General features: G+C 64.1%; 12 protein-coding genes. 4 read left to right on the top strand and 8 right to left on the bottom strand.

Annotation, left to right across the window (positions count from 1 at the left end):
* Positions 1-41: 41 nt before the first annotated feature.
* From AC1A0G_RS07740 to AC1A0G_RS07725, 4 genes are all read left to right on the top strand, one after another.
* A complete protein-coding gene (locus AC1A0G_RS07740) occupies positions 42-767 on the top strand; it encodes a DedA family protein (RefSeq protein WP_476528662.1) in 726 nt (241 codons plus the stop codon).
* 279 nt (positions 768-1,046) lie between these two features.
* Positions 1,047-3,551: a glycoside hydrolase family 94 protein gene (locus tag AC1A0G_RS07735; protein ID WP_476528660.1), complete on the top strand. Its 2,505-nt coding sequence runs from the start codon at positions 1,047-1,049 to the stop codon at positions 3,549-3,551.
* A gap of 462 nt (positions 3,552-4,013) precedes the next feature.
* The gene (locus AC1A0G_RS07730) at positions 4,014-4,835 is read left to right on the top strand and encodes an alpha/beta hydrolase (RefSeq protein WP_476528658.1); all 822 of its coding nucleotides are present in this window, start codon (positions 4,014-4,016) and stop codon (positions 4,833-4,835) included.
* 477 nt (positions 4,836-5,312) lie between these two features.
* Positions 5,313-6,104 (top strand): TetR/AcrR family transcriptional regulator, encoded by a 792-nt coding sequence (locus tag AC1A0G_RS07725; RefSeq protein WP_476528656.1) that lies wholly within the window; start codon positions 5,313-5,315, stop codon positions 6,102-6,104.
* 442 nt (positions 6,105-6,546) lie between these two features.
* Here AC1A0G_RS07725 and AC1A0G_RS07720 read toward each other — a convergent pair whose 3' ends face one another.
* The 8 genes from AC1A0G_RS07720 to AC1A0G_RS07685 all read right to left on the bottom strand — a co-directional run bounded on the left by AC1A0G_RS07720 (position 6,547) and on the right by AC1A0G_RS07685 (position 21,697).
* On the bottom strand, positions 6,547-7,461 hold the full coding sequence (locus tag AC1A0G_RS07720; protein ID WP_476528654.1) for an ROK family protein: 915 nt from the start codon (positions 7,459-7,461) through the stop codon (positions 6,547-6,549).
* 202 nt (positions 7,462-7,663) lie between these two features.
* Positions 7,664-9,781, bottom strand: a complete 2,118-nt coding sequence (locus AC1A0G_RS07715) for a beta-galactosidase (RefSeq protein ID WP_476528652.1) — start codon at positions 9,779-9,781, stop codon at positions 7,664-7,666.
* A 223-nt stretch (positions 9,782-10,004) separates the two neighbouring features.
* Entirely contained in the window at positions 10,005-11,549 is a 1,545-nt protein-coding gene (locus AC1A0G_RS07710; protein WP_476528650.1) for a glycoside hydrolase family 43 protein, read from the bottom strand.
* A gap of 352 nt (positions 11,550-11,901) precedes the next feature.
* Complete coding sequence (yicI, locus tag AC1A0G_RS07705; protein ID WP_476528648.1) at positions 11,902-13,941, bottom strand: alpha-xylosidase; 2,040 nt, start codon at positions 13,939-13,941, stop codon at positions 11,902-11,904.
* Positions 13,942-14,750: 809 nt separating this feature from the next.
* Positions 14,751-16,928, bottom strand: coding sequence for a beta-glucosidase (locus tag AC1A0G_RS07700; RefSeq protein ID WP_476528646.1), 2,178 nt, complete (start codon positions 16,926-16,928; stop codon positions 14,751-14,753).
* A 47-nt stretch (positions 16,929-16,975) separates the two neighbouring features.
* On the bottom strand, positions 16,976-18,451 hold the full coding sequence (locus AC1A0G_RS07695) for an alpha-L-fucosidase (RefSeq protein ID WP_476528644.1): 1,476 nt from the start codon (positions 18,449-18,451) through the stop codon (positions 16,976-16,978).
* A gap of 297 nt (positions 18,452-18,748) precedes the next feature.
* Positions 18,749-20,497 carry a type 2 periplasmic-binding domain-containing protein gene (locus AC1A0G_RS07690; RefSeq protein WP_476528643.1) on the bottom strand — a complete coding sequence of 583 codons (1,749 nt, stop codon included), beginning with the start codon at positions 20,495-20,497 and terminating at the stop codon, positions 18,749-18,751.
* A 258-nt stretch (positions 20,498-20,755) separates the two neighbouring features.
* Complete coding sequence (locus tag AC1A0G_RS07685; protein WP_476528641.1) at positions 20,756-21,697, bottom strand: carbohydrate ABC transporter permease; 942 nt, start codon at positions 21,695-21,697, stop codon at positions 20,756-20,758.
* Positions 21,698-21,699 lie beyond the last annotated feature (2 nt).

The raw sequence follows: 21,699 nt of genomic DNA, 5'->3' as shown, positions 1-21,699 counted from the left end.
ACTGTTGATTTGACGTTTGCATTGATACTGACAGGATGTTCATGGGTTTCATCAATTTCATCATCGAGCTGCTGAAGGACCCGCGCGCGGCGATCGCCAGCTGGATCGCGATGGGCGTGGCTCCGACGCTCGGCTTCATCTTCCTGATCGTCTTCATCGAGACGGGCGTGGTCTTCTTCCCGTTCCTGCCCGGCGACTCGCTGCTGTTCGCGGCGGGCGTGTTCGCGGCCCCCGACGCCGCCACCGGCCAGGTCGCGCTGCCGCTGCACTACCTGCTGCCGGTCGTGTGGTGCGCGCCGATCATCGGCGACCAGTGCAACTACTTCATCGGCCATTTCTTCGGCCGTCGCATCATCGAATCCGGCAAGGTCAAGGCCATGACCCCGGAGCGCATCGAAAAGACCGAGCAGATGATCGAGAAGTGGGGTCCGCTCGCCGTGTTTCTCGGTCGTTTCTTCCCGTTCATTCGCACGTTCATGCCGTTCATCTCCGGCATTTCGGGCATGCGCTGGCGCCGGTTCACGCCGTTCTCAGTGCTCGGCGGCTTCATCTGGTCGTCGCTGTTCACGCTGCTCGGCTATTTTTTCGGCAACATTCCGGCCGTGCAAAAGCACTTCGAGCTGGTGATCGTGCTGATTCTGGCCGTCTCGCTGATTCCGACGATCGTTGGTCTGCTCAAGGCCAAGTTCGGCAAGAAGAAGTCGGCCGACGATGCCGATGATGCGGCGGGCCACGCTGCGGACGCGCCCGCCAAGCACGCGCGCTGACGATTCTCCGATGACCGGCTGATCGGCCGGCCTCCGTCCATTCCTTATCGGTGGCGGTTTTCTCTTTCCGAGCATCTGCTCGGCGGGAGGAAACCGCCACTTGTCGTATCGGCGCAACACACCCGAACCATTCTTATTTATAACCTTATAAATAACGTGCTATACTATCAATCATCGCCCATAAGCACACCGCCGAAGGCCAACCGAGAGAAGACATCGCACGTCCCCATCCCGGCACGGCCGAAGGCCAGCAACGAAGCAGTCGAAAGGACACCACCCATGCGATACGGTCACTTTGACGACGCCGCCCGCGAATACGTGATCGAAACCCCGGCCACCCCCCTGCCGTGGATCAACTACCTCGGCAACGAGGACTTCTTCTCGCTGATCTCCAACACCGGCGGCGGCTACTCCTTCTACAAGGACGCCAAGCTGCGCCGCATCACCCGCTACCGCTACAACAACGTCCCGTTCGACAACGGCGCGCGTAACTACTACGTGAGCATCATGCAGGGCGAGGGCGAGAACGCCAAGCCGATCGAGACCTTCTCCCCCACCTTCCTGCCCGTCAAGACCCCGCTTGACAGCTACAAGTGCCGTCACGGCATCGGCTACACCGTCTTCGAGGCCACCAAGTCCGGCATCCGCACCGAACTGACCGCGTTCGTCCCGCTGCACACCAACGCCGAGATCAACCGCCTCGACATCACCAACATCAACGGCGCCCCGAAGACCGTCGACGTGACCGGCCTGGTCGAATGGTGCCTGTGGAACGCCGTCGACGACTCCAGCAACTTCCAGCGCAACCTGTCCACCGGCGAGGTCGAGGTCGAGCGCCTCGAGGACGCCACGCTGCTCTACCACAAGACCGAGTTCAAGGAGCGCCGCAACCACTACGCGTTCTTCGGCGTGAACGCGCCGGTCGTCGGCTTCGACACGAGCCGCGACGAATTCCTCGGCCAGTTCAACGGCTGGGACACCCCGCAGGTCATCGCCGAAGGCAAGGCCCACGACTCCGTGGCCCACGGCTGGTACCCGATCGCCGCGAACCGCGTGCGCGTCACCGTCGACCCGGGCGAGACCAAGTCCCTCGTCTTCATGCTCGGCTACATCGAAGTGCCGAACGACCAAAAGTGGGAGGACCCGAACGATCCGGCCAAGGTCGGCATCATCAACAAGAAGCCGGCCCACGAGCTGTTCTCGCGCTTCAACAGCGTGGCCGAGGTCGACAAGGCGCTCGCCGAGCTCAAGGACTACTGGAACGGCCTGCTGAACATCTACAGCGTCGAGTCCGGCGACGAGAAGCTCGACCGCATGGTCAACATCTGGCACCAGTACCAGTGCATGGTCACGTTCAACATGTCGCGCTCCGCGTCCTACTACGAGTCCGGCATGGGCCGCGGCATGGGCTTCCGCGACTCCAACCAGGATCTGCTCGGTTTCGTGCACCTCGTGCCGGAACGCGCCCGCGAGCGCATCATCGACATCGCCTCCACGCAGATGGAGGACGGTTCCGCGTGGCACCAGTACCAGCCGCTCACCAAGAAGGGCAACGCCGACATCGGCGGCGGCTTCAACGACGATCCGCTGTGGCTCATCGCCGGCGTGAACGCGTACCTGGCCGAGACCGGCGACGCGTCGATCCTGACCGAGCCGGTGCCGTTCAACAACGTCGAGGGCTCCGAGGTCCCGCTGCTCGAGCACCTGCGCCGCTCCGCGAACTTCACGATGAGCCACCTCGGCCCTCACAAGCTGCCGCTCATCGGCCGCGCCGACTGGAACGACTGCCTGAACCTCAACTGCTTCTCCGCCACCCCGGGCGAGAGCTTCCAGACCGTGGAGAACAACGACACGGGCGTCGCCGAATCCGTGTTCATCGGCGGCATGTTCGTGCTCTACGGCGGCCAGTACGCGGACATCCTCGCGCACTACGGCGAGGCGAGCGGTATGAGCGCGGACGAGGTCGCCGCCGAGGTCGCGAACGTTCGCGGCGCGATCGACGCGATGACCGAGGCCGTGAAGACCGCCGGTTGGGACGGCGAGTGGTTCGTGCGCGCGTACGACGCGTACTCGCGTCCGGTCGGCTCGCACACCGACACCGAGGGCCAGATCTACATCGAGCCGCAGGGCATGTGCGTGATGGCTGGCATCGGCCTGGACGACGGCAAGGCCCAGGCCGCGCTCAAGTCCGTCAAGGACCGTCTGACCTGCGAGTGGGGCACCGCGATCCTCGCGCCCGCGTACTCGACCTACCGCATCGAACTCGGCGAGATCTCGACGTATCCGCGCGGCTACAAGGAGAACGGCGGCATCTTCTGCCACAACAACCCGTGGGTCTCGATCGCCAACGCGCTCGCCGGCAACGACGAGGAGGCGTTCGCCGTCTACCGCCGCAACTGCCCGGCCTGGCTGGAGGACAAGTCCGACATCCGCAAGGTGGAGCCGTACGTCTACTGCCAGATGGTCGCCGGCCCCGAGGCCGCGATTCCGGGCGAGGGCAAGAACTCGTGGCTGACCGGCACCGCCGCGTGGACGTTCGTCGACGTGTCGCAGTACCTGCTCGGCGTGCGCCCGACGCTCGACGGCCTGGCGATCGAGCCGCACCTGCCGGCCGAGTACACCGACCTGACCGTGACCCGCGTGTACCGCGGCGTGACCTACCGCATCAAGCTGCAGCGCACCGGCGAGCGCACGCTCACCGTGAACGGCGCCGCGGTCGAAGGCACCGTGGTGCCGGTGCCGACCGACGGCTCGACCACCGTGGACGTCGTGGCCACGTTCTGATAGAACGGTATCGGCTTGTGACCGATGCTGGTTGTCGACGGCTTCGCCGCGGTACCCCACCTGTCAGCTTTGCTGACACCCTCCCCTGAAGAGGGGAGGGAAGTGCTGACCCGCGCTGTTGTTGGCTCGACCGCCAGGACGCGCTTCGCCTGCACACGCCGCTGGGGACTTTGCGGATGCAGTCCGTCTTGCAATTGCGGACGGACTGCGTCCGCGCTGTTGTTGGCGGCTTCGCCGCGTACCCCACCCGCCCGGCTTGAGCCGGCCACCCTCCCCTGAGAGGGGAGGGAAGTGCTACAACCTTTCCCTCCCCTTTCAGGGGAGGGTGGCGCGTAGCGCCGGGTGGGGGTACGCGGCCGTCAGGCCGCCAACAACCAGCATCGTGCGCGGCACGATTCCAACACTCACGCGGCTCCCGCGTCGCACGAAGGGCTGCGATACATCTTTGGGGAAAGAGGACTTATGCAATACATCGATCAGACCATCACCGGCATCGACGGTACCGAAGCGCGGTTCGTCGGCTACGTGATCGACAACAGCGACGAGGTCGATCCGAAGCGCCAGCGTCCGGCCGTGCTCGTGATTCCGGGCGGCGGCTATGAGATGACCTCCGACCGCGAGGCCGAGCCGATAGCGCTCAAGTTCGTGGGCGCCGGATACAACGCGTTCGTGCTGCGCTACTCGTGCAAGCCGAGCGTGTACCCGACCGCGCTGTGCGAGGCCGCCGAGGCGATGCAGCTGATCCGCTCGCACGCCGACGAATGGCATACCGATCCCAAGCGCGTGGCCGTGATCGGCTTCTCCGCGGGCGGTCATCTGGCCGCGAACCTCGCCACCACCGCCGGCGACGACGATCTGGCCGCGAACGGCTATGACCCGGATGCGGTGCGTCCGAACGCGCTCATGCTCGGCTATCCGGTCATCACGTCCGGCCCGCTCGCCCACCGCGGCAGCTTCAACGCGCTGCTCGGCCCGGATCGCAAGGACGATCAGGCGTGGCTCGACAAGCTGTCGATCGAGCAGCACATCGACGCGAAGACCCCGCCGGTGTTCGCGTGGCACACCGTGCCGGACGACTGCGTGCCGATGGAGAACACGCTCATGATGGTCTCCGCATGCAAGGCGGCCGGCGTGCCGGTCGAGGCGCACCTGTTCCCCGAGGGCGGCCACGGCCTCGCGCTCGGCACCGAGGAGACCGCGTGGGGCGGCAAGGGCAACATCTTCCCCTGCATCCAGATCTGGCCCCGGCTTGCCATCGACTGGCTCGGCCGCCTCTTCGGCTGATTGATATATCCACCCTATCTGTCCGGTTTCGCCCACTATTCACTCGAAAGTGGGCGAAACCGGACGCAACAATCTGTTAGTGGGTGTTTGCCTACCACGAAACGGCACAAAGCCGGGTTTTCGTGGTAGGTGAACACCCACTAATGATTTCGTGGTAGGTAAGAGCACACTTATCCGGTCCGCTTGTGGTAGGCGAACACCCACTTATGGATCGAACGTCCGCAGACACCCACTTACCGCATCGCTACGTGGTAGGTCAACGCCCACTTACGATTCAGACAGCTCTCAACGGCTCCCGACAGTCCGCATCCTCGCCGTCAATCAAAACAACACGCCCGGAATCATGGGCTTATTTATAGAGTTATAATTTACAAAAGTCACATAACACAACGAAGTACGACACCAATCGCACACTCCGTAATACCCGCACCCACACACGGTACGGCACGCAAACACGAACACGAGGAGGAGGCGACCATGACCGTAGCAGCATGGGAACGGTTCCTGAACGACGAGGCAAGCTGGCCGGCCGCCTCGCGCACCACGGAACACGCCACGGTGCGCGACACCACCGCGGGCACCACATTCACCAAGCGCAAGCGCATGAGCCCCGAGGAACGACATCTGCAGATCATGCAGGCCGCCACGAAGATCATCGCATCCAAAGGCTTCTGGGGCATGTCGCTGCAGGACATCGCCGACGAGATCGGCATCACCGAGGCCGCGCTCTACCACTACATCGATTCGAAGAACGACCTGCTGTACGCGATCCTGTCCGAAGACTACGACACGCAAGACGCCGACGAATACAACGCCGCCACCGCCTCCATCACCGACGCGGACGGCCACCGCGTGTTCTACTTCCCGCGCTACTGCCTCAACATCGTGCTGTACAATCTGCAGCGTCCGGAAATGGTGCAGCTGTTCTCGATGCTCAACGGCGAGGCGCTCAACCCCGACCACCCCGCGCACAGCTTCTTCATCGGCCGTCACCTGCGCAACTGGGAGCAGATCGGCTCGATGAACTGGATCATGCCGGAAACGTACGACGAGGAACGGTTCTACCACGTCTACACGCTGTCGATGTCCGCGATGGACGGCCTGCAGTACCGCTGGCTCGCCGACCATTCCGTGAACCTGCTGGAGGAATGGATGGCGTTCTCCGACGAGATCTTCCCCGAGGACGTGTGGACCGGATTCCGCGACCCGGTCGAACGCGAGATCAACGACGACTGCCTGATGCCGCTCACGCTGGCCTGGCGGCAGTAGGCGCGGCCGCGTAGGCCGAGAGAAGCGACCGTTCGTGAGGAACGGTATCGTCCGTCCGCATCACCGGTTGATACGGCGACGCCGGCGCGATTAGCATCCCGTATATCGTATCGCCCGCGCTGCGTGCGGCCGATGCTGTTTGTCGGCGGCCTGATGGCCGCGGTACCCCACCCGTCAGCTTCGCTGCCACCCTCCCCTGAGAGGGGAGGGAAATATTGATGCGGTTCTTATGGATCATGGATCACATGCAAAGCTGCTGTGGATAGCAAAAAGGCCTTTCCCTCCCCTTTCAGGGGAAGGGTGGCGTCTGCGAGCAACGCTTCCAACTGCGCCTATACTTCCCTCCCCTTTCAGGGGAGGGTGGCGCGCAGCGCCGGGTGGGGTACCGCGGCGCGATCGCGCCGTCAAACAACAGCGCGGCCGTAGGCCGTCCGCACAATAACTACGCGGCAAGCACGTCGCCGGCGGCCATGCGCTCGGCCATGAACACGTCGTACGCGCCGTAGAACGACGCGGTGTTCGCGTACCGGCACCGCTTGATCGGCGTGCGGAAATCCTTCCACGCGTGATGCCGTTCCAGCGCCTCGCGCACGAGCGCCATCAGCCGCGTCTCCTGGCTGATCGTACCGCCCAGCAGCACGCATTCCGGGTCGATCACCGCGATCACGTTGAAGATCGCGAGCGAAATATACGTGGCCCAATCCTCGACCAGCGGCCGGATGTCCGGCTCGTCGAACCGGCGCAGCAGGCTGGACGGCACGACGCTGTCGCGCGGCACGTCGAACCGTTCCGCATACCGGTCGGCCAGCGATATCATGCTCGTGTATTCGTGCAGCGTCTTCAGGCCGCCCGCCTCGTAGTTCGTGGTGAGCATGCCGAATTCGCCGGCGCGGTACGACTTGCCGCGGTGCAGCTTGCCGTCGATGAAGATCGCGCCGCCCATGCCGGTATCGGTGATCGTCATGACCACGAAATCATCGTATTTGCGGGCGTTGCCGTGGTTCTTCTCCGCGAGCGCCGCGCAGTTCGCGTCGTTTTCGATCCATGTCGGGATCGACGTGCCGAGCAGCGCGTTGAGATCGTCGCCGATATGCCGGTTGGACAACGTTGCCAATTGACCGGATGTGGTGACGCACTGCTGTTCGATGTCGACGAAGCCGGGAACGCTGAACGTGATGCCGTCGATCGGCTCGCGCTGCTGCCGCACGACCTTGGCGATGGCCTGCAGGAAGTCGTCGTAGTCGTTCGCCGGGGTCGCGATCGACGACGGCACTTCGATGACACCGTTCGTAAATCGCACGTACCGGATGAAGTTGAATCCGATTTCAAACGACAGTATGCGTGTGACGCCGCTCATGGACCATCCTCCTGTTCCCGTCACAAACAGCACCGTTGTGGAAAACGTTTCCCCCTAGCCTACCGCATCGGCGCGGTACGGAAGCGAACGTTTGCGTATATCGCACACCATCGTGCGTGACATACGCTACGGTGACCTTTTCTGATATGCCGGCCGCCACGGTTCGCTTGGGATGCCGCGGCGGCCGGCCGTGTTGCGATCGCTACCGCGCCGTGATGACGATGCGGTACGGTGCCATGTCCAGTTTCTCGCCGGACCGGTCCGGCAGCGTGGTCCCGGTCAGCAGATCAGTCTGACCGATCACCTCCGCCGGAACGTTGACTTGCTGCGGCTTGTCGGTCATGTTCATGACGAACGTGAACGTGCGGCCATCATCAGCGATGCGCTGTGCGAATTCGACGCCGTTGGGCAGTTCGCGCGCGGCCAGTCCGGCCGCAGCGATGATCGGTTCGGCGAACGCGTCCATGCCGGCCTCGTCGAGCGGGGTGCCGACGTAGTAGGTCACGCCGTCACCGCAATCGTTCGCAGTAACCGCCGGGGTTCCGGCGTAGAATCCGTCGCCGCCGTAGACCGCGAGCGCACGCGCGCCCTCGAGATGCATGATGGAAGCCACGATCTCGCCGTTCGCCTCGGCGGACGCGGTGCGACCCGCGCAGTGGGCGCACGCGTCGGCGCGTCCGGCGCAATCGGCACCGCCGCAGAATTCGACCGGAATCGTCTTGCCGGGTTCGATCGCGTCGATCTCCTCGGCCCACACGCCGGCGAGCTTGCGGAACGGCCCCGGATAGCCGCCGGGGATCACGAGATCATGCTCGTCGTGGATGCCGCTCATGTAGCCGGTGATGAACCGTCCGCCGCCGCGCACGTACGCATCAACCGCTTCAGCGACGCCCGGCTTGACCATGATGAGCGCGGGCGCGACGACGATCGCGTACTGCGCGAGCTTGTCGGCCGGCGTCGTGCTTTCGATGATGTCGACGGCGATGCCGCGCTTGTTGAACGCGCGGTAGAAGCGGTGCACCTCCTCCGGGTATGCGAATCCGGCGGTCGGGCCGACGCAGCCTTCGAGCGACCAGTAGCTCTCCCAGTCGAACATGACGGCCACGCGGGCGCGCACGTCCGCACCCATGATCTGCGGCGCGACCTTGGCCAAGTCGGCGCCGAGCGCCTTGACCGAGCGGAACACGCGCGACTCCTCGGTGCCGTCGTGCGCGATCACGGCGCCGTGGAACCGTTCGCATCCGCCGAGCGACTGGCGCATCTGGAAGAACTGTACGGTGTCGGCGCCGTGCGCCACGGCCTGCCAGCTGAGCGCGGCGACCTCGCCCGGCTTCTTGACCTTGCAGAACGGGAACCAGTTCTGCTGGTTCGGCGTCTGCTCCATGAGCATGAACGGCTTGCCGCCGCCCACGGCGCGCATCAGGTCGTGGTTCATGGCCACGCGGCTGGCCGGCATGCCCATTCCCGGGTAGTTGTCCCAGCTCACCACGTCCATCTCGCGACCCCACGCGAAGTAGTCGAGGTCTTTGAACGGTCCCATGAGATTCGTGGTGATCGGCGTGGTCTGGTCGTACTTGCGCACCGCGTCGCGTTCGTTCACGTAGCAGCCGAGCTGTGACTCGTTCTGGAAGCGGCGGTAGTCCATCATGAGTCCGGATATCACGCACTTCTTGAGATCCCAGTCGGAGCCGATGCCGTCGCCCAATTCGACCGGCGGCACGATGTCGTCCCAGTCGAGGATCGTATGGCTCCAGAAATTCGCGCACCACGCGTGGTTGAGCGCGTCAATCGTGCCGTACTTGGCCTTGAGCCATTCGCGGAACGCCGCCGCGCACGCCTCGCAGTAGCACAGGCCGCCGCCACCGCCGTACTCGTTGCAGATGTGCCAGGCGACCAGGCCCGGCGTGCCGGCGTAGCGTTCGGCGAGCTTGCCGGCGAGCGCGGCCGACAGTTCGCGGTAGACGGCCGAGTTCGGGCAGAAGTTATGGCGGCCGCCGAACACGCGGCGCTGGCTGTTGAACGTGGTGCGGATCGTCTCGGGATGCTTGCGCACGAGCCATGCGGGCAGGGCCGCGGTGGCGGTGGCGAACACGATGCGAAAATCGTGCTTGACGAGCAGGCCGACGATTTTGTCGAGCTTGCCGAAATCGTACGTTTCCTCGTCGGACTGGAGCAGCGCCCACGAGAACACGTTGATCGTGGCCTCGTTGATGTGCGCGTGCTCGAGCATCTCGATGTCGTGCTCCCACGTGTCTTCCGGCCACTGTTCGGGGTTCCAGTCGCCGCCGAACAGGAAGCTGTCGAATAAGGGCTTCGTCATGATCGTTCCTTTCTCACACCGTCAACATTGATCGTCATCTCAGTCGTTTGCGGCCATCCATTGACTTTTCGACCGAGCGCAACCATCCATTGTCATTCCGACCGCACGCAATCCTCATTGTCATTCCGACCGAGCGCAGCGAGCGGAGAAATCTTTCTGAACACCGCCGCATCAAAGATTTCTCCACCCCGGCTTCGCCTCCGGTCGAAATGACAGTTGAGAATCACACCGTGTAACGCACGTCGCTGAACGTGATCTCGCCGCGGCCGTGCGCATAGACGCCGAGCAGGATGCCGGTGAAGCCGCCCGCGTTCACGAAGCTGAGCACCTTGCCGGGGATGCGGCCGAGCGGCTGCTCCTCGCCGGTGAACGTGTTCTTCACGGCGAACTCGTAGCCGCGGTCGTCGCCGCGCACGATCAGACGCAGCGTCGCGTCGGCGGATTCGTTGACCGAGCCGACGACCGACACCAGTCCCGCATTGTGCGCAACCGCTTCGACGCGCAGCAGATCCTCGTCGTCGGCCGCGTGCACGGCGATCGTCAGATAGTGGTTCGCGTTCGCGTACACGGCCACGCCGGTCTCGCCGTCGGTCAGCTCGCGTGCATCGTCCAACGTCGCGCCGAACTCGAACCGGAAATCGGTCTGCCGCGTGCCGACCATCGTCGGGCCGTCGTCCAGCGAGAAGTCCTGCTCGGCCGCGTGGATGTCGACCGTCACGCCGTTCGAATCGCACAGCGAACCGTCCTCGCGCGGCACCGGGCCTGCGACCATGCGCTTGTCGCCGCCGCCGACCGTGAACCGTCCGGTCTTGTCGATCGCCGGCGTGATCCACTCGACATCCTGCTCGAGCGACTCGCCGCAGCCGTTGAGCTCGCAGTCGTACGACTGGTCCGCGAGCTTCGGCCAATCGTTCTTCCACTCGAACCACACGGCGTACGGTTCGCGGCCGATCCAGCCCTGCGCCGGGTATTCGTCGTTGTTGCGTGTGCCGTGGAACACCATGAGCGTGCGGTCGTCGCCGAAATGCGCGCAGTCGCAGTGGCCGATGGCCTGCAGCGTCAGGTGCGTGGAACGGTTGGTGATCAGCGGGTTGCCCGGGTACATCTCGTACGGACCGGTCGGACTGGTCGAACGCGCGATGTTCTCCATGTGGCCGGATTCGGTGCCGCCCTCGGCCCACATGAGGTAGTAGAAGCCGCCGCGCTTGTACATGTGCGGGCCTTCCGGATTCGAGCCGGTGATGCCGCCGCAGATGCGCTGGCGCTTGGTGAGCACGGTGCCGGTGGCGACGTCGATCTTCGACAGGTAGATGCCGGCCGGCTCGTCCTCGCCGCCGCCCTCGTTGCCGCAGATGTACGCGGTGCCGTCGTCGTCGAAGAACAGGCTCGGGTCGATGCCCGGCCAGCCTTCGACCCAGATCGGCTCGGACCAGCCGGCGTGCGGGTCGGCCGAGGTGAGGATCATGTTGCCCTTGTTCACGTTGGTGACGATGAGGTAGTACTCGCCGTCGTGGTAGCGCAGGGTGGGCGCGTAGATGCCCTGGCTGTTGCCCATCGTCTCGTACGGGAACTGGCCGGGGCGGTTCATCGCGTCGCCGATCTTGCGCCAGTGCATGCCGTCCTCGGATTCGAACACGGGCAGGCCGGGGAAGAATTCGAACGAGCTGTTGACCATCAGGTACGTGCCCTGCGGGGTCTCGCAGATGGTCGGGTCGGGGTGGAAGCCGGAGGCGATGCGCCGCGCCGGCTTGCAGTTGAACAGGGTCATGAGGAAACGTCCTTGTTTGTCAAAGAATCGATATGGATCGCGTCACGTCCAGCGAACGATAGGTCGGAGACGCTGGATGCACGGTCAGGAATAGACGGTTTGTCGATCGAGAGGCTGATCCATCATCGTGTCGGGATCGGTTCGTCGATCGAGAGGCTATATATCCCATATGACACCACCGTTAACAGCTGTTGTAGCGCGAAAAATTGGGTAATGACAACTATCGGCTGCCTCTCGATCGGCAAACCGACCTCGGCAACGGCCTCAAATAGCCTCTTGATCGTGAAACAGCTTCAAGCAGCCTACTGACAAGCCGCTTGAAGCTGATCTCACATCATCCGCGTCTCACACCTCACACGTGCAGCGGGTCGGAGCCCGGGCGCACGAGCACCGGCAGGGTGTGGTAGTCGTACTGCTCGGTGTACCACTTGCCCGGCTCGTAGGTCTTGCCGGTCAGCAGGTTAGCCCACGCCTCGCCCGCGTGGTCGCCGCCGGCGTCCGGCACGTAGAAGCGCGCGGTGCCGTCCTCGGAGAACACCGGAGCGACCAGCAGGTCGTCGCCCAGCATGTACTGGGTGTCGATGTCCTCGCAGGCCGGGTCGGTCGGGAACTCGAGCACCATCGCGCGCATCATCGGCACGCCGGTCTCGTGAGTCTCCTTGGCCATCGCCTCGAGGTACGGCTTGAGCTGCAGCTTGAGCTCGGTGAACTCGCGCGACACCTCGACCGCCTCATCGCCGTACAGCCACGGCACCTTGTACTCGGTGGAGCCGTGGTAGCGGGAGTGGGAGGACAGCAGGCCGAACTGGGTCCAGCGCTTGAACAGATCCGGGGTCGGCTTGTCCTCGAAGCCGGCGATGTCGTGGCTCCAGTAGCCGAAGCCGGACATGCCGAAGCTCAGGCCCGCGCGCAGCGACTCGGCCATCGACGGGTAGTTGGACGAGCAGTCGCCGCCCCAGTGCACCGGGAACTGCTGGCCGCCGACGGTCGCGGAACGGGCGAACAGGATCGCCTGGTCGGCGCCCTTGGTCTCGACGAGCACGTCGTAGACGGCCTTGTTGTACAGGTAGGTGTAGTAGTTGTGCATCAGCTCCGGATCGGAACCGTCGTAGTACTGGACGCCCTCGGTCGGGATGCGCTCGCCGAAGTCGGTCTTGAAGCAGTCGACGCCCTGCGCGACGAGGTGCTTGAGCTTGTCCTGGTACCACTTGGTGGCCTCCGGGTTGGTGAAGTCGACGATCGCCATGCCGGCCTGCCACTTGTCCCACTGCCAGACCTCGCCGTCGGTGGTCTTGATGAAGTAGCCCTTCTTGGCGCCCTCCTCGAACAGCGGGGACTTCTGGCCGATGTAGCTGTTGATCCACACGCACACCTTCAGGCCGCGGTCGTGCAGCTTCTTGAGCAGGCCTTCCGGATCGGGGAACTTGGTCTCGTCCCACTCGAAGTTGCACCACTCGAGTTCCTTCATCCAACGGCAGTCGAAGTGGAACACGGACAGCGGGATGTTGCGCTCGGCCATGCCGTCGACGAACTCCATCACGGTCTTCTCGTCATAGTCGGTGGTGAACGAGGTGGACAGCCACAGGCCGTAGCTCCAGTCCGGAACCAGCGGCGGCTTGCCGGTCAGGTCGGTGTAGGTGTTGAGGATGCCCTTCAAGTCCTTGCCGCCGATGACCGAGTAGCTCATCTCCTCGCCCGGCACGGAGAACTGCACGCGGGAGACCTTCTCGGAGCCGACCTCGAAGCTGACCTTACCCGGGTTGTCGACGTACAGGCCGTAGCCCTTGTTGGACAGGTAGAACGGGATGTTCTTGTACGCCTGCTCGGTGCCGGTGCCGCCGTCCTCGTTCCAGATGTCGACAGTCTGGCCGTTCTTGACGAAGTTGGTGAAGCGCTCGCCGAGGCCGTAGATCTTCTCGCTCACGCCGAGGTCGAGCTGCTCGGAGACGTGCAGACGGCCTTCCGGATCGGTGACGAGGCCCTTGGCGCGCCAGCCGGAGTGGGCGATGGTCTTGCCATCGTAGACGTACTTGAAGTCGATGGTCTCGCCCTTGGAGATCTCCAGCGTGAGCTTGCCGGAGGTGAAGGACCACTTCTCGTCCGTCTCGGCGATGGTGACGGCCGGGTCGGACTCGTTGAGCGCGAACTTCGGGCAGTGGCTGCGGTCCTTCTTGAAGTTGATCAGGCGCGTGGTGATGATGTCCTCGCGCGGGGAGGTGACCTCGATGGTCAGGATGCCGCCGTCGAGCGTCTGGCCCGGGTGGTGGATCGGCACGCCGAACGGGCAGAACAGGGTGAGCTTCTTCGGCTCGACGTTCGCGGTGTACACGTTGGCCGCGTACTTGACGTCGAAGCCGTCTTTGACGAGCCAGCCGCCGTTGAGGAACTTCATTGTTGCTTCTCCTTCGTTGCGAGATTGCCGACAACCCTTCCATGGGAAGCCGACCTTACTTGTTTTTATCTTATTTATAAGTTTATAAATAACAAGATTCGACACGCCGAAATCGCGGATTCCATTGCGGAATCCTCGCGGAACGGGGCGGGGCGAACCGGCGGCTGTTTCCCGGGTTCGCCCCGCTAGAGATACCCGTTCCGGGGCAACACGACGATGATTTCCCGGTTCCGCCCGCTAGTGACACCCTTTGCGGGGCAAAACCCAGAAAACATCTCGGTTCCGCCCCGCAAAGGCAGTCATTAGCGGGGCGAAACCGGGAAAACGGCATGGATCGGCCCCGTGGAGATATCTGCACGCGAGCGGGAAGAAGCAGCGATGATTTCCGGAACTACCCCACTCCCTATACCCGCGTGGGGCAATTCCTAGGAGACATCACGGTTCCGCCCCGCGAACAGGGATCTCCGCGGGGCAAATCCGGGAGATGTCATGGTCCCACCCCGCTAAAGATGCCCGTTCCGGGGCAAAACCCAGAAAGTACCACGGCACGCCCCGCAAAGGCAGTCATTAGCGGGGCGAAACCGGGAAACATGCCGAACTAGCCCCACAGAAGGGCCTGATTGCGGGGCAGAATCGGGAAGGCGACATGAACCGGCCCCGCGAAGAGGCCGGCTGGCGGAGCAAAACGGCGACGCTGCCGGCGGATCGCCCCGCAAAGTAAGACCGACCGGAATCGGCGACCGAGAAGGAAGCCGCCCGAGCCGGACGAAGCTCGTCCAGCCGGGCGGCACACCGCTCTGGGCCCGTTCTTAGTCGAGGTGGCCAGTCAGGCGGATGTCCTCGACGGATTCGCCGACGTAGACCGCGGCGGCCGGGGCCACGGCGAACGCGCCGGGGCCGTACGCGCCCTTGCCCTCGGCCTCGACGGCCCAGTAGCGCAGCGCCTCGGCAGCCGGCAGCGCGATCTCGACCTGACGGCTCTCGCCCGCGGCCAACGCCACCTTCTCGAATCCGCGCAGCTCCTTGACCGGACGGTCCTCGCCGGTGCCCTCAAGGCCGAAGTACACCTGCGGCACGGCCTTGCCCGCGCGCTCCCCCGTGTTCGTCACGGTGAATGCGATGCGCACCTCGTCGTCCACACGGCGCACGTCGAGATCCGAGTACGCGAACGTCGTGTAGCTCAGGCCGTGGCCGAAGCAGAAGCGCACCGGCACGTGACGCGTCTCGAAGTAGCGGTAGCCGACGTAGATGTCCTCGTCGTAGCGCACGTGCAGGCCGGGGCCGAACGTGCCGACCGAGTGCGCCGGCGAATCGGCCAGCGCGATCGGGAACGTCTCCGGCAGGTGGCCGCTCGGGTTGACGCGGCCGAGCAGCGTCTCGGCGAGCGCGGTGCCGGATTCGCAGCCGTTGTACCAGTTCCACACGATCGCGCGGGCGCGGTCGGCCCACGGCATCGCGACCGGCGAGCCGGCGACGAACACGAGCACGGTGTCCGGTGCGGCGTCGAGCAGCGCGGAGATCAGTTCGTCCTGACCGTACGGCAGTTCGATGTCCTCGCGGTCGCGACCCTCGAGGTCGTGCTCGTGGTCGAGCCCGCCGACGAAGATCACCGGATCGCCGGCCGCCGCGTATTCGCGGGCCTTCGCCACGGCCTCGTCGCGCAGCGCGGCCGCACGTTCGGCGTCGGATTCGGCCGAACCGACCGAGTTCTCGAGGCTCTCCTCCTGCCACGAATCGTCCTGCACAACCTGCTTGGCGTCGTAGCCGAGCACGTATTCGATCTCGACATTGCCGCCGAGCTGGCCGTTGAGGCCGAGCAGCGGCGTGACCTCGTGCAGCGCTTTGATGACCGCGCTGCCGCCGCCGTTCGAGTGGATGCGGTCCGCGTTCGCGCCCACGACCAGCACGCGGCGCAGCGAGCCTTCGTCCAGCGGCAGCACCGGGCGACCGGACTCGCCGTTCTCGTTCTTAAGCAGCACAATCGACTCGCGCGCCACGTCGAGCGCCTTGGCGGCGTGCGCGAGCGTCGCGTAGGAGCCGGCCTTGCGGGCGGGCTTCGTGCCGTCGGCGGCGGGCAGCATGTGCAGCGCGTCCATCACGGCGAGCACGCGCAGCACCTTCTTGTCCACGTCCGCCTCGCTCACCTTGCCGTCGGCGATCGCGCGGCGCAGCGGGTTCGCGAAGTAGTACTCGTCGAAGTTCGGCGTGACCGACATCTCGACATCCAGGCCGACCTTCGCGCTTTCGACCGTGCGCTTGACCGCGCTCCAGTCGGACACGACGAACCCGTCGAAGCCCCACTCGTCGCGCAGGATCTGGTCGAGCAGCTCGGCCGATTCGCAGCACTGCGTGCCGTTGACGAGGTTGTACGCGCCCATGATCGACAGCACGCCGGCCTTCTTCACGGCCTTCTCGAACGCGGGCAGGTAGATCTCGCGCAGCGCGCGTTCGCTGATCGTCTCGTCCACCTCGAGACGGTCGGTCTCCTGGCTGTTGGCCGCGTAGTGCTTGGCGCAGGCGGCCACGTCGGACTCCTGCACGCCGCGGATGTACTGTTCGCCCTGTTCGCCGGCGAGGTACGGGTCCTCGCTCATGTATTCGAAGTTGCGGCCGCACAGCGGGCTGCGCTTGATGTTGAGCGACGGCCCCAGGATCACGTCCTTGCCGCGGCCACGGGCCTCCTCGCCGAGCACTTCGCCGACGGTGCGGGCGAGCGCGCGGTTCCAGGTGGAGGCTACGGCGGAGCCGGACGGCAGGTAGGTCACGCGGTCGCGCGTGTTCCACAGCGGCGCCCAGTTGTCGTTGTGCAGCTCTTCGCGCGGGCCCATCGGGCCGTCGTCCATGTGGAAGTACGGGATGCCGAGGCGCGGTGCGGCGCCGCTTTTGAACAGTCCGGCGGCGTGGATGATGTCGACCTTCTCGTCGAGCGTGAGCTGTGCGAGCAGTTCGCGGGCCTTGGCCTTGTTGGTTTCGGTGATGGTGGTCATGATGGTTTCCTTCTTCTGTGATGCTTCTGCCGGTCTGAAAGCGCGGCTTACTTGACGGTGATCTTGAAGCCGACCGGCAGGTTCGCGGCGATGCCCGGCCGCGATACCGGCGTGATGACAAGGCCGTCGTTGGTGCGTTCGTACGGTGCTGAGCCCACGCCGAGCTGCTCGACCGTGTCAATCACGCCGTTGAATGGCGGACGGATCTCGTCATGGTAGTCGGCGAACGTCGTGCAGGTCACGGTCGCCGCGCCGGCCGGGTTGAGGCAGAACGCGTAGATCGCGCCGTTCTTGGTCGTGAACCGCCAGTCCGCGGCCGTGTATTCGACCGCCTGCTGATCGGCGAACATGCCGGAGCCGGCCGTGGTCGGCCCTTCCTGCGTGATGCGCCACGGCTTCGTGCCGTAGATGCCCTCGCCGTTGGCGGCCATCCACGCGCCGATCGTCTCGAGCAGCTCGCGGTCGTGGTCCGCGATCGAACCGTCCGCGCGCGGCCCGACGTTGAGCAGCAGGTTGCCGTTCTTGCTGACCGCGTCGAGCAGCGCGATCACGAGTTCGTCCGCGCCCTTGTAGTCGAGCGAGTTCGTGTAGCACCACGAGTTGCGGGCGATCGCGGTGTCGGTCTGCCAGACGAACGGCGTCGCGTCCGCATAGCCGCCGCGTTCCACGTCGACGATGCCCGCACCCCACGCCATGCCGTCGTACTTGTAGCAGATCGACGTCGGGCGCCCCCACTCGGCGCCGCGGTTGTAGTAGTACGCGGCCAGCTTGCGCAGGTACGGCTTAAACGCTTCATGCTGCACCCACCAGTCGAAGTACAGCAGTTCCGGCTGGTAGCTGTCGATGATCTCGCACACGCGCAGCAGCCAGTCCTCGAGGTATTCGTCGGTCGGGCGCGGCACGGAGTGGATGTCGGCCTCGTGCCGCTCGGGCATGGCCGGCCAGTAGAAGCCGCCCTTGGAGTCCGCCTCGGGCCCGCGCACGTCGGAGTCGAAGTCGCGGCCGTGGCTCATGAACCACCAGTGTTCGGCGCGGTGGTTGCTCGTGGCGAAGTGCAGTCCGTGGCGCAGCGTCGCGTCGCGCAGCTCGCCGATGATGTCGCGGTGCGGGCCCATGTCGACCGTGTTCCAGTGCGACAGCTCGCTTTTGTACATCTGGAATCCATCGTGGTGCTCGGACACCGGGAAGTAGTATTTCGCGCCGGATTTGGCGAACAGATCGAGCCATTCGTCGGCGTCGAACTTCTCGGCGGTGAACAGCGGGATGAAGTCCTTGTAGCCGAATTCGCTTTGCGGGCCGTACGTTGCGCGGTGGTGGTCGAATTCGGGGTAGCCTTCGATGTACATGTTGCGCGAATACCATTCGTTGCGGTATTCGGGCACGGTGTACAGGCCCCAGTGGGTGAAGATGCCGAATTTCGCGTCCGGGAACCAGCTCGGCACGGGTGCCTGCGACAGCGATTCCCAAGTGTCGGCGTACGGTCCGGCGGCGATCACGGCGTCGATGGTGGTCAGGTCGGTCATCGATGATGCTCCTGCTGATTCGTGCGGTTTGGTGAAGCGGTTTGGTGAAGCGGTTGGATTGATACAGCTGGATATTGCTGTGTTGGGTTGCACGTGGCGGGTGTGACTACCCCTCAGTCACTGCGTGACAGCTCCCCTAGCAAGGGGAGCCAAGAACCATGCAACAGCCAGGGTGTTACGTATGACAAAGGGCGTCGGAACTGCGTTTTCGCGTTCACGACGCCCTCTGTGGTTCAGTTATTCGACTCGGTTATCGGACAGCCGATCGGTTCGGTGCGCACGTTGCGTGCGGCCGGATCACTTCTTCTCGTACTGGGCGATGACTTCCTCGCGGGCCTTGTTCTGGGCCTTGGCGTTGTCGGAGTCGATCTTGAGCACTTCGTCGTAGCCGAGGCCGTTGACGGTGGTGCGCATGTCCTTGAGGATCTGATCGAACTTCGAGTCGCTGTCGGCGAAGACGGCCTGCCAGGAGGCGTTGACGATCTCGGTCTGGATCTGGGAACGAACCGTGGAGATCTGCGAGCTCTCTTCCGGAGCGGTGTAGGAGGCGCCGGCCGCGACGAGCAGCTTGTTGGTCTTCTGCAGGTACTCGATGGAGTTCTTGGCGCCGTCCATGTGGCTGGACCAGTCGTCGCGCAGCTTGTTGGACTTGGCGAGCTCGGACTTCCACAGGGCGGAGTTGTAGGTCTCGTTGGTGTTCGGGTCGATGTCGTTCTGGGCGACGTTCTTCATGTTCAGGGTGGAGGTGCCGTTGTTGTACTCGCCACCGCCGTACTCGGCCGGGACCTCGAGGCCGTCGGCCTCGTTCATGGCCTTCTCGCCGAAGTCGTTGACCACGTTGCCGTCATCGGTCTTGTCCCAGCACATCTTCTCCGGGCAGATCGCGCCACCGGCGTTGGAAGCCTGGGCGTAGACGCCCTCCGGGGAGTACAGCCAGTCGATGAAGTTCACGAGGCGCTGCTTGTTCTTGGCCTTGGAGCCGAGAGCGATGATCGGGTCGATGCCGTTCGGGGTGAAGCCGTCGGAGTAGACCTGCATGCTCTGCAGCGGGGCGAGCATGAAGCCGACGCCCTTCTCCTTGTTGGCCGCGGTGTTCTGACGCGGCTGGCCCAGCCAGCTCCACAGGGAGACGAGGACCTTGCCCTGCGTCACCTTGGTGGACAGGTTGTCCCAGGTCTGGGTGGTGGATTCCGGATCGACGAGGCCGGCGCGCTCGGCCTTGTTCAGGAAGCGCAGGACCTCTTCGTAGACGCCGCCTTCCTTGATGACGGACTCATCGTTGGAGCCGTCGGCCTTGGTGAGCACGGAGTTCATGGTGCCGTAGCCGAGCCAGCCGGCGATGGCCTGGGCGTTCTGCATCATCGCGCCATCCCAGTCCTTGAACAGGGAGAGGGCGTAGATGTCGTCCTGGCCGGTGTCGGCGCGGGCCTTGTCCTGCATCTGCTTCATCACATCGACGAAGCTGTCGAGATCCTTGATCTCCGGGTAGCCGATCTCGCGGTAGTAATCCCAGCGGATGTACGGCGCGGCACCCGGCTCGTCGCCTTCGGACGGATCGGTCGGAGACTGGGTGGACACGGCGGACGGGGCGCCCCAGACGCCGTCCTTGCCGGCGATCTTGGTGACGCGGTCGAGCGCGCCCTGGAACTTCTTGAGGTTCTTGGCGTCCTTCATGTACGGGGTCATGTCGGAGATCAGGCCGGCCTTGACCAGCTTCTGCAGACGGCCGTTGCCGGTGCCGACGATGACGATGTCACCGAGGTTGCCGTTGGCGGAACGGGTGTTGAACAGGGTGTCGCCACCGCCCGCGACGTTCGGGGAGATCAGGTTCAGTTTGATGTTGAACTTGTCCTTGATGATCTTGGCGAACCAGCCCTTCTGCTCGCCCTGCGCGTTTGCAGTCGAGGAGAAGACATCGACGGTCATCAGCGAGCCGTCGTCCTTGTCGGACGCGGTATCGTCGCCACCGCAGGCGGCCAGCGACACCATCATCGCGGCGGCGAGGCCGGTGGCCAGGACCGCTTGTAGCTTCTTCTTGATTTCCATGACGGAAACCTCCTTGTTCCTTTTCCTTTGATTTCCTAGGGGAAAACTTGTGTTTGTGTTGTTGGTTGGTGGTTGGCTTCCAGCGTTGGAATCCAACCGGGGATTACGTTGTGGGGTTAAGTTTTGGGGTATTGCATGCGTCGCCTGCGGCGCTGCAATTACGGACTCGCCTACGGCGAGACTCAATGCTGCCTTCGCTCGCCTATCGGCTCGCTCAGGCTGAGCCTACGGACAGTCCACTGGACTGTCCGTTACGGCTCAGCCCTTAACGGCACCCAGCATCATGCCCTTGACGAAGAAGCGCTGGAAGAACGGGTAAACGAACAGGATCGGGAGCACGACGATCACGGCGACGGTCATACGGATCGAGGTCGGGGTCTGGGCCGTGGCCATCGCGGCCGCGTTGGTGATCGCGCCGCCGCTCTGCTTGACCGAGTTGGCCAGCGCGGACGCCTGGTTGATGTAGGTGTACAGCAGGTACTGCAGGGACTGCAGCTTCATGTTGGTCATGTAGATCAGCGTGTCCTGGAAGGAGTTCCACTGGCCGACCGCGGAGAAGATGGCGACGGTGGCGAGGATCGGCGTGCACATCGGAAGGACGATCTTGCCGAACACGGTGAAGGTGCCCGCGCCGTCCATCTCGGCGGCTTCCTGCAGGGAGGCCGGGATGGACTCGATGTAGGTCTTGACCAGGATGATGTTGAACGGCTGGACGACGGCCGGCAGGACGTACACCCAGAAGTTGTTGGTCAGGCCGAGGTTCTTCATGGTGAGGAACATCGGGATCAGGCCGGCGTTGAAGTACATGGTGATGACCACGAAGCGGTACCAGAAGGAGCGGTGCCACATCTTCTTCTGCGTGAACATGAAGCCGAGGTAGGCGCTGGCGAACACGGTGCAGGCGGTGCCGATCACGGTACGGGCCACGGAGATGAACGCCGCGAGGCTCAGGCCGTCAAGGCTGAACACGGCCTTGTAGTTCGCGAGGTGGAAGCCCTGCGGCAGCCAGTTCACGTCGCCGGCGGCGGAGGCCGCGTTGTTGGAGATGGAGTTGATGATCAGGTAGTAGAACGGGTACACGCAGATGAACGCGAAGATCACGAAGAACGCGATGTTGAACACGTTGTAGATCTTCTCGCCACGCGTACGGCGGTCGATTTTCGGGTTCGTCGCGACAGCGGCGGTTGCGGTGCTGCTCATAA

This window comes from Bifidobacterium sp. LH_230, from assembly GCF_056357555.1.
Note: the sequence above shows the minus strand (reverse complement) of the source record. Positions and strands in the feature narration are given on the sequence as shown.